This window comes from Mycobacterium sp. 1245801.1 (assembly GCF_001673055.1).
In the GTDB taxonomy this organism is placed as follows: Bacteria; Actinomycetota; Actinomycetes; order Mycobacteriales; family Mycobacteriaceae; genus Mycobacterium; species Mycobacterium europaeum_A.
In genome coordinates, this window is sequence record NZ_LZKY01000303.1 from 25,433 (window position 1) to 34,735 (window position 9,303).

9 protein-coding genes are annotated in these 9,303 nt (G+C 68.7%); 4 read left to right on the top strand and 5 right to left on the bottom strand.

What is annotated here, in order from left to right; all coding sequences use genetic code 11:
* Positions 1 to 87 precede the first annotated feature (87 nt).
* Entirely contained in the window at positions 88 to 1,623 is a 1,536-nt protein-coding gene (locus tag A5622_RS19450) for a sensor domain-containing protein (protein ID WP_066880641.1), read from the top strand.
* 242 nt (positions 1,624 to 1,865) lie between these two features.
* On the opposite strand, the gene A5622_RS19455 is transcribed toward A5622_RS19450, so the two are convergent.
* Positions 1,866 to 2,735, bottom strand: a complete 870-nt coding sequence (locus tag A5622_RS19455) for an aminodeoxychorismate lyase (RefSeq protein WP_082994636.1) — start codon at positions 2,733 to 2,735, stop codon at positions 1,866 to 1,868.
* 173 nt (positions 2,736 to 2,908) lie between these two features.
* Between A5622_RS19455 and A5622_RS19460 the strand changes: the two genes are divergently transcribed.
* Entirely contained in the window at positions 2,909 to 4,003 is a 1,095-nt protein-coding gene (locus tag A5622_RS19460) for a folate-binding protein YgfZ (protein WP_066880646.1), read from the top strand.
* Between the two features lie 146 nt (positions 4,004 to 4,149).
* Positions 4,150 to 4,335 carry a DUF3073 domain-containing protein gene (locus tag A5622_RS19465; RefSeq protein ID WP_066865508.1) on the top strand — a complete coding sequence of 62 codons (186 nt, stop codon included), beginning with the start codon at positions 4,150 to 4,152 and terminating at the stop codon, positions 4,333 to 4,335.
* 67 nt (positions 4,336 to 4,402) lie between these two features.
* Here the strand turns inward: A5622_RS19465 and purM are convergent, their stop codons facing one another.
* The 3 genes from purM to A5622_RS19480 all read right to left on the bottom strand — a co-directional run bounded on the left by purM (position 4,403) and on the right by A5622_RS19480 (position 7,621).
* Positions 4,403 to 5,497, bottom strand: coding sequence for a phosphoribosylformylglycinamidine cyclo-ligase (gene purM, locus A5622_RS19470; protein ID WP_066880648.1), 1,095 nt, complete (start codon positions 5,495 to 5,497; stop codon positions 4,403 to 4,405).
* Between the two features lie 70 nt (positions 5,498 to 5,567).
* Complete coding sequence (gene purF, locus A5622_RS19475) at positions 5,568 to 7,094, bottom strand: amidophosphoribosyltransferase (RefSeq protein ID WP_066865500.1); 1,527 nt, start codon at positions 7,092 to 7,094, stop codon at positions 5,568 to 5,570.
* Positions 7,095 to 7,231: 137 nt separating this feature from the next.
* The gene (locus tag A5622_RS19480) at positions 7,232 to 7,621 is read right to left on the bottom strand and encodes a sterol carrier family protein (RefSeq protein WP_066865497.1); all 390 of its coding nucleotides are present in this window, start codon (positions 7,619 to 7,621) and stop codon (positions 7,232 to 7,234) included.
* A 19-nt stretch (positions 7,622 to 7,640) separates the two neighbouring features.
* Here A5622_RS19480 and A5622_RS19485 point away from each other — a divergent pair, with 19 nt between their 5' ends.
* On the top strand, positions 7,641 to 8,855 hold the full coding sequence (locus A5622_RS19485; RefSeq protein ID WP_066880650.1) for an MCE family protein: 1,215 nt from the start codon (positions 7,641 to 7,643) through the stop codon (positions 8,853 to 8,855).
* A 3-nt stretch (positions 8,856 to 8,858) separates the two neighbouring features.
* On the opposite strand, the gene A5622_RS19490 is transcribed toward A5622_RS19485, so the two are convergent.
* Positions 8,859 to 9,303, bottom strand: a 445-nt coding sequence (locus A5622_RS19490) for a CPBP family intramembrane glutamic endopeptidase (RefSeq protein ID WP_066880652.1), incomplete at its 5' end; no start/stop codon positions are given.

A 9,303-nucleotide genomic window follows, 5' to 3' on the forward strand; every position in this document is an offset into this window, starting at 1 on the left:
CAACACTGATACGGTATCGGCGCACGTGCAGTAGCCGACGAGGCTTCGCCCGAGTTAGTTCGCTCCGCCTCACCCAAGGAGACTTCGATGGCGCTGTTCATCAGCTACTCGAGCCAAGACAGGTCGACGGTCGACGCCCTGACCACCGCGCTGCGGCGCGGGCAGCAGCAGGTGTGGTTCGACCAGGAGCTCGGCGGCGGGGATTCCTGGTGGAACAAGATCTTGGAGCAGATCCGCTCGTGCGACGTGTTCATCGTCGCGCTGTCGAACAACTGGCTGCAGTCCAAGCCCAGTCAGGCCGAGTTGCGCTACGCGAGGGCCCTGAACCGGCCGATCCTTCCCGTGCGCATCGGCGACGTCGACAGCATGCGCGTGAATCCCCTTGCCGCATTGCAGATCATCGACTACCGCGAGCCGACTGTCGACGCCGGCATCCAACTGGTCACCGCGGTGCACGCCCTGCAGAGCAAGCCGGTGCCGTTGCCGGATCCGCTGCCCGAAGAGCCACCGGTGCCGTTCGGGTACATCACGCGGCTGGGCAATATCCTCGCCGAAAAGGAGCTCAGCCCGCAGCAACAAACGCAACTGCTGATCGAACTGCGGTCCGGGCTCGACGAGGACGGTGACGACCCCAGCGCCCGCGGTGACATCGGCCAGCTGCTGCGCATGCTGCGCCTTCGCCACGATGTCACCTACCGCACCCGCACCGAAATCGACAACGTACTGGCCGAAATCGAGGCCAAGAACAACGCGGCGGACGCACCGGCAACCGGCGCCACGGAGCAGGCGGCGGCGACCGCAGCGAAAGCGCCGGCCGGGCCCGCGCCCTCCGCCGGGCCGTCGGCCAAGGCCCCCGTCCCGCCCGCGGCGGGCACCGGGTCGAACAAGCGGCTGCTGATCATCGGCGGTGCCGCCGTCGCGGTGATTGCCGCGATCGCGATCGTCGTCGTGTTGGCAACGCAGGGCGGCAAAACCAAGGCACCCAAGGCCGGCCCCAACTCGGCCACGGACGCCGGATCAGCGGCGGCAGCCGGTTCGGGCCCGACGGCCGCGAACGGCGCGAAGCTGGACTCCTATCTGCTCGGCCCCGCCGAGGTCGGCGCCATCATCGGCGACCAGAACCTGGTGGTCTCCGAGAAGGCCGGGCAGCTTCGCAACCTGAGGGCGACGCTATCCAACCCGAACTGCAAAAACGCCTGGGAGCCCATCGAGAGCTCGGTCTATCAGGGAGCCGACGGCTACACCGCGGTGAGTGGGCAGGCCGTACACACCGCCGGCGAGAACCCGCCGCATCGGGTGTACGAAGCGGTTGCGGCGTTCTCGTCGCCCGAGAAGGCCGCGGCGTTCGTGGCGGCGACGGCCGAGAAGTGGAGGGCCTGCGCGGGTCAATCGATCACCATGAGCTTCAACGGCAAGTCGTCGGGCTGGGCTTTCGGTGAGGTCACCGGCGCCCCGCCCAAGGTCTATCAGCAGAGAACGGAAGCGGACGGGACCCGGGTCTGCCACCACGCGTTGCACGCGGCGTCCAGCGTCGTCGTCGACCTGCTGGTGTGCGGCCCGGATGCCGGCACCGGTCAGGCCGGCAAGCTCGCCGGGGAGATCACCGCGAAGGTGAACCAGTAGCCGCCCCCCGACATGGATCGGCCCCCGAGCCGTATTCCAGGTTGGACAAACCGGAAGCTCGGGGGCCGGGTGACTGCGGGGAATTCGCTAGCGCACGCGTGACGCCAGCTCTTCCGAGCAGGTGCTGCTAGCGCGCAGCCACCTCACATGTCCATGAAGCTATCAATTTCGCGGACCACCTCCTTCCTTGTGTACGGCCGACCGTACCCGCGGATCGGCCAGCCGACAACAGAATTCAGCGCTCAGCGATCGCTGACGATGGCGGCGTCGATCAGTTCGGCGAATTCCGCAACCATCGGCGCCGGCGGCAGCGCGCGGCCGTCGAGCGTGTGCACACGGGCGGCCAAGGTCATGCTGGAGATCAACCAAACGCCCTGGGCGGCAACCAAATCCGCGACGCGCAGCGCCCGGTAGTCGCAGTCGTAGCCCTTGTCCCTGGCCACCTCGAACAGCGCCTGCTGGGTGGTGCCGCGCAGGATCGGATACCACGGCGGCGGAGTGAGTAGGCACGGATGATCCTCCGGCGTCTCGGGGGCCGTGGCGATCACCACAGTCGAGCGAGGGCCTTCCAGGATGTAACCGTCGGTGCTGACGAAGATCACGTCACCGGCGCCCTGACGGGCGGCATGGCGCAGGGCCGCCATATTCACCGCGTAGGACAGGGTCTTGGCGCCGGCCAGCAGCCACGGCATCGCGTCGACGCCGGTGGCGGGCAGCCCGCGATCGAGCGTGATCGCCGCCAGCCCGCCCCGCCGGACCGCCGTCACGCGGTCGGGGACGGCGTTGACCATGACGTAGGCCGTCGGCGCCGACCCGCCCTCGCGGCCCCGGCTGTAGATCAACCGCATCGCGCCCTCTTCGGCGTTGTCCGCGCACCACTGCCGGGTGGCCGCCTCGATCGCGCTTCGCCACCGCGGCAGATCGGGTGCGGGCAGATCGGTCAACGCGGCGGACTGGGTCAGCCGCTGCAGATGCGGCTCGATCAGGCAGGCCCTGCCGTCGCGGACCAACAGCGTCTCGAAGACACCGTCACCGCGGACCGCCGCCAGGTCGTCGGCGTGCAGCAGCGGCGCGTCGGGCGAACGTATTTCGCCGTCCAGCGTGACGATCACACCCGTCTGGCCCGCCATGGTCGAAAGCCTATCCAATGTGGCCGAAGGGGCCCGCGCCGCGACCGCGTCCACGTGGGACCTCGCGAACGTGAAGCTAGCCGCACATTCGGCTCCGAGTGTGAAGCCAGCTTCACACTCGTTGGGGGCGCCCGGCGGGTCCGTAGAGTTGACTCGTGACCCACCCCGTCCCCGCACCCGAAACCGGACCCGACGCCGGTGCCGTCTGGCATTACGGCGATCCGCTGGGCGAGCAGCGTGCGGCCGACACCGACGCGATAGTGGTGGACCGCTCGCACCGCGGCGTGCTCACCTTGACCGGCAAGGACCGGCAAACCTGGTTGCACAGCATTTCGACGCAATTCGTCAGCGACCTCCCCGACGGCGCCAGTACGCAGAATCTCAGCCTCGACGGGCAGGGCCGCGTCGAGGACCACTGGATTCAGACCGAGCTGGGCGGCACCACCTACCTCGACACCGAACCGTGGCGGGCCGAGCCGTTGCTGGGATACCTGCGCAAGATGGTGTTCTGGTCGGAGGTCACCCCGGCCGGTGCGGAGCTGGCCGTGCTGTCGCTGCTCGGCCCGAAACTTGCCGACCGAGCGATTCTCGACGCGATCGGGGTGGATGCGCTGCCCGCCGAGCTGACGGCAGTGCCCACCGGCGACGGCTTCGTGCGTCGGATGCCGGGCAGCCCCGCCGGCCGGCTCGAGCTTGACCTGCTGATTCCGCGCGCCGCGGTCGACGAGTGGCGCAAGCGCCTGACGCAGGCCGGAGTGCGACCCGCCGGGGTGTGGGCCTACGAAGCCCACCGGGTGGCGGGCCTGCGGCCCCGTCTCGGCGTCGACACCGATGAGCGCACGATTCCGCACGAGGTGGGGTGGATCGGTGGCCCCGGTTCGGGGGCCGTCCACCTGGACAAGGGCTGTTACCGCGGGCAGGAGACGGTCGCGCGGGTGCACAACCTGGGCAGGGCGCCGCGGATGCTGGTGCTGCTGCACCTCGACGGCTCGGTCGACCGGCCGTCGACCGGTGACCCGGTGCTGGCCGGCGGCCGCACCGTCGGCCGTCTCGGCACGGTGGTCGACCACGTGGATCTCGGTCCGATAGCGCTGGCGCTGCTCAAGCGCGGGCTGCCCGCCGAGACGGAATTGGCGACCGGACCGGACGCCTCGGTCGCCGCGGTGATCGACGCCGATTCGCTGCCCGCAACCGAACAAATCGGCGCGGGGCGGCTAGCTGTTGAACGGTTGCGGGGCGGTGCGGGATAATGAACGGTAACGTCCGCCACAGCAAGTAGGGGGCGCCAACGCCCGGTGGCGGGGCACGGTAAACTGTTGGCAGGACAATACGACACCAGGAGATCGGAGCCGCCTACTCGTTAGGCCGCTCCGTTATTGCGCGAGGGGGTTCCCCCATGGGCCGCGGCCGGGCTAAGGCAAAGCAGACCAAGGTTGCTCGAGAACTCAAATACAGTTCTCCACAGACCGACTTCCAGCGGCTTCAGCAAGAGCTGTCCGGATCGGGTTCGGACGACTCCAGTGACCTGGACAGCGACGGATCCGACGAATCCTGGGACGACCAGGACAGCTGGCGTCGCTAAGACCAACGCCCCGGCGCCGATGCGTAGTGCACCGGCGCCGCGTTAGTTCTGCCGGAGCACAAGCTTTCTAAAACCTCGGGTGCAGACCGACCATCTTGGCCCGTGGGCCTTCTTTTCCGCCTTTGCCCACGGTGCCCAGCACCCAGCAGTCCAGGTGCCGGGCGGTCAGGATGGCCAGGGCCCGGTCGGTGTCCTCGGGGGCCACGATGGCGATCATGCCGACGCCCATGTTGAACGTCTTTTCCATCTCCTCGCGGGTCACCCGCCCGCGCTGGGCGATCATGGCGAAGACAGGGGCGGGCGTCCAGGTCCCGCGATCCATCTCGGCGACCAGGCCGTGCGGGATGACGCGTTGCAGGTTGCCGGCCAGCCCACCGCCGGTGACGTGGCAGAAGGTGCGCACGTGGGTTTCGGCCGCGAGCGCCAGGCAGTCCTTGGCATAGATGCGGGTGGGTTCGAGCAGCTCTTCACCGAGCGTGCGGCCGAACTCCTCCACATATCCCTCGAGGTTCATCCGGTCGATCTCGAGCAACACGGTGCGCGCCAACGAATATCCGTTGGAATGCAGACCCGACGAACCCATCGCGATGATGACGTCGCCCGGTTTGACGCGGTCGGGCCCCAGCACGTCGTCGGCCTCGACGACACCGATGCCGGTGGCCGAGATGTCGTAGTGGTCCGGTTCCATCAGGCCGGGGTGTTCGGCCGTCTCGCCGCCCAGCAGCGCACAGCCGGCCCGCACACATCCCTCGGCGATGCCACTGACGATGGCGCTCAACCGTTCCGGCACCGTCCGGCCCACCGCGATGTAATCCTGCAGGAACAGCGGCTCGGCGCCGCACACTACGAGGTCGTCGACCACCATGGCCACCAGGTCCAGCCCGACGGTGTCGTGCTTGTCCATCGCCTGGGCCACCGCCAGCTTGGTGCCGACGCCGTCGGTGGAGGCCGCCAGCAGCGGCTCGCGATAATCGCCACGTAGCGCGAACAGGCCGGCGAATCCGCCCAAGCCGCCCCGGACCTCGGGTCGCGTGGCTTTCGTCGCCAGCGGCTTGAACAATTCGACGGCGCGGTCGCCGGCTTCAATGTCCACCCCGGCCGACGCGTAGGTGATGCCCTGACTGCCTTGGTGGCGTCCTGGACTCTTTCCGGGATCCGTCATCGCGATAAAGGCTACCGGGCGGCGCCGACGGCCGGTATCAAACGTCGGTGAAGGAGCGCAACCGAGTTCCTCAGTGCACGACCGGCACTTCGTCGGGCGCGAGTTCCTCGAGCCCGGCGCCGCGGGCGGCGTTGGCGAGCATGTGCTCGATGACGTTCTTGCCCAACGCCGTTTCCCCGGGCAGTTCGATCGGGTACTGGCCGTCGAAGCAGGCGGTGCACAGCCGCGAGGCCGGCTGCTCGGAGGCCGCCACCAATCCGCGCAGCGAGATGTAGCCCAGCGAGTCGGCGCCGATGGCATGCCGCACCGCCTCGAGCATCTCCTTCTTGTCCTCGACCGCATTGGCGATCAGCTCCGCCGGTGACGGGAAGTCGATGCCGTAGAAACAGGGCCATTTGACCGGGGGTGAGGCGATCCGCACGTGCACTTCGACGGCGCCGGCCTCGCGCAGCATCCGCAACAGGGCGCGCTGCGTGTTGCCGCGCACGATCGAGTCGTCGACGACGATGAGTCGCTTACCCCGGATCACCTCGCGAAGGGGGTTGAGCTTCAGCCGGATACCGAGCTGGCGGATGGTCTGCGACGGTTGGATGAAGGTGCGCCCGACGTAGGCGTTCTTCATCAGCCCCTGGCCGTAGGGGATGCCCGACTCCTGGGCGTATCCAACGGCGGCGGGCGTGCCCGACTCGGGGACGCCGATCACCAGGTCGGCCTCCACGGGACGTTCGCGGGCCAGCCGGCGGCCGATCTCCACCCGGGTCGCGTGGACGGACCGTCCGGCGATCGTGCTGTCCGGTCGCGCCAGGTAGACGTATTCGAAGACGCAGCCCTTGGGGGTGGGGTTGGCGAAACGCGTGGAGCGGACGCCGTCGGCGTCGATCGCCAGCAGTTCGCCCGGTTCGATGTCGCGGACGAACGAGGCGCCGACGATGTCGAGCGCCGCCGTTTCGGAGGCCACCACCCAGCCGCGGTCCAGCCGTCCCAGCGAAAGTGGCCGCACCCCATGGGGATCGCGACAGGCGTACAGCGTGTTCTCGTCCATGAAGGTCAGGCAGAACGCGCCGCGCACGGTCGGCAGCAGGTCCAGCGCCGCCTGCTCCAGGGTGGCGTCCGCCGCGCCGTGGGCCAGCAGCGCGCCCAGAATGTCGGAGTCGGTCGTCGCCGGTGCGGGGGCGCGTTTGGCGATCAGCCCCTCGTCGCGGGCGCGGGCGGCGAGCTCGGCGGTGTTGACCAGGTTGCCGTTGTGTCCCAGCGCCACCCCGGTGCCGGCCGCGGTGTTGCGGAACACGGGCTGGGCGTTCTCCCAGGTGGTGTCGCCGGTGGTCGAGTAGCGGCAGTGCCCGATGGCGACGTGGCCCTGCATGGCGCCCAGCGTCTGCTCGTCGAACACCTGGCTGACCAGGCCGAGATCTTTGAAGACCAGCACCTGGGAACCGTCGGCGACGGCGATGCCGGCGGCCTCCTGGCCGCGGTGCTGCAGCGCGTACAAGCCGTAATAGGTGAGTTTGGCGACGTCCTCGCCGGGGGCCCAGACTCCGAATACACCGCATTCTTCGCGGGGTGCGTTGAAGTCCTCTTCGGGTTCTTGGACGGTCACGATTAGGCAGCTCCCCGGGGAACGGTTGGTGACGTAACGGAGTCTACGGGCAGCGCCGCCGCGCCGACGAATCCGCCGGGCGTGTTGCGCGACAAAATGCCAGCGCGAATACCTAAACCTGCAGTTCAGGGTTATGTTCAGCCGAGATCGAACAGCGGCAGCCAGTGTTCAATCTCACCCGCTCGCGAGCCGGAAAGGCGCAGCGCACCGGTGCGCTGCGCCTCGCCGAACGGCAACTCCCCGGTGGCCAGCAGCAGCCAGGTCCGCGGGTCGGTTTCCACCACGTTGGGCGGTGTTCCGCGGGTGTGCGTGAGCCCGGTGATGCACTGCACCGCGACGAACGGCGGGACGCGCAACTCCACGCTGCGCCCGGGCGCCACCGCGGCCAGGGTGCGGGCGGTGAGCCGGACGGCCGTCGCCAATTCCTGCCGCTCGGGCTGCGGACCGGATTCGTCGCGCAGCCACTCCGCGACCGCCAACACGGCCTGCCGGGCCTTGGCCGGATCGGCTTTGTCGCGGGGGGCCATACCCTAGGGTCTCAAAACCATGGAGCCCCGTCGCCCAAGGGCGCGGCCGCCGTACCGGACCGCCGGCCTGGTGACGGTCGTGATCATGGGATTGCTCGGGTCGCTTCTGTACCTGCAATTTCGCGGCGCCCTGACGCCGACCACGAAGTTGACCATGGTGGCCGCCCGGGCGGGTCTGGTGATGGATCCCGGTTCCAAGGTCACTTACAACGGGGTGCAGATCGGCCGAGTGTCCAGCATTTCGGAGACCACGCATGGCGGCAGGCCGGCCGCCAAGATAGTCCTGGACGTCGCCCCGAAATACGTCAAGCGGATCCCGGCCAACGTGGTCGCCGACGTCAAGGCGACCACGGTGTTCGGCAACAAATATGTTGCCTTAAGCGCACCGAAACAGCCTGCAGCACAAACGATCACACCGTCGATGGTGATCGATGCGACATCGGTGACCACCGAGTTCAACACCCTTTTCGAGACACTCACCTCGATCGCGGAGAAGGTCGATCCGGTCAAACTGAACCTCACGCTCAGCGCCGCCGCCCAGGCGCTGACCGGGATGGGCGAGCGGTTCGGTGCCTCGCTCGCCGACGGCAATGCCGTCCTCGACGACCTGAACCCCCGGATGCCGGCCCTACGCAACGACATTCGGCGGCTGGCGGCTCTGGACGATACCTATGCGAATGCCTCTCCAGACCTGTGGGACGCGCTGGACCACGCGGTGACGACCGCGCGCACACTCGACTCGCGGCACCGCGACCTCGACGCCGCGCTGCTGGCCGCGGCCGGGCTGGGCAACACCGGCGCCGACGTCTTGGGCCGCAGCGGGCCATTCTTCGTCCGCAGCGCCGTCGACCTGGTTCCCAGCAGCCAGCTGCTCGACGAATACAGTCCCGAAATCTACTGCACCATACACAATTTCGACGAAGTCGCGCCGAGAATCCACAACGCGCTGGGCGATAACGGCTACTCGCTGGGCGCCCACGCCTCAGGCGCCATCGCGGGGGCGCCCAATCCTTATATCTGGCCGGAGAACCTGCCCCGCACCAACGCCAGGGGCGGCCCGGGCGGACGGCCGGGCTGTTGGCAGAAGATCACCCGGGAACTGTGGCCCGCGCCGTTTTTGGTGATGGACACCGGCGCAAGCATGGCTCCTTACAACCACTTCGAGGTCGGCTCGCCGCTCGCGGTGGAATTCGTGTGGGGCCGCCAACTCGGTGACTACACCATCAATCCCTGACCATCAGCGGCGCGACGACTGCACCGCCAGCACCGCGATCGCCCCGGCTTCGTTGATGGCCAGGTGCGCCAGCGTGGGTGCGGCCAGGCTGCCGGAACGATCGGCCAGCCAACCGAACAGCCAGCCCGCGATCCCGGTCACCAGCACGGTGCCGGCCACCGGCTCACCCGTCGCCCGCGCGTCGGCGATGTGCGACAGACCAAAGGCGCTGGCCTGCAACAGTCGCCCACCGCGTGCGCCGAAAGCGACGGCGCCGGCGGTGGCCAGCGCACCGCGAAAGGCGGACTCCTCCGACCACACCGTGCCCACGGGTATCCGCAGCAACAGCCACTCCGGCGACGCCGCCGGCGGCTCGCGGCCGGCCATCGATCGGCGCACCGGCGCCAGCTGAGTCGTCGCGGCCACGGTGGCCGCCGCCGAGCAGGCGAACAGGGAGCCCAGGCACAGG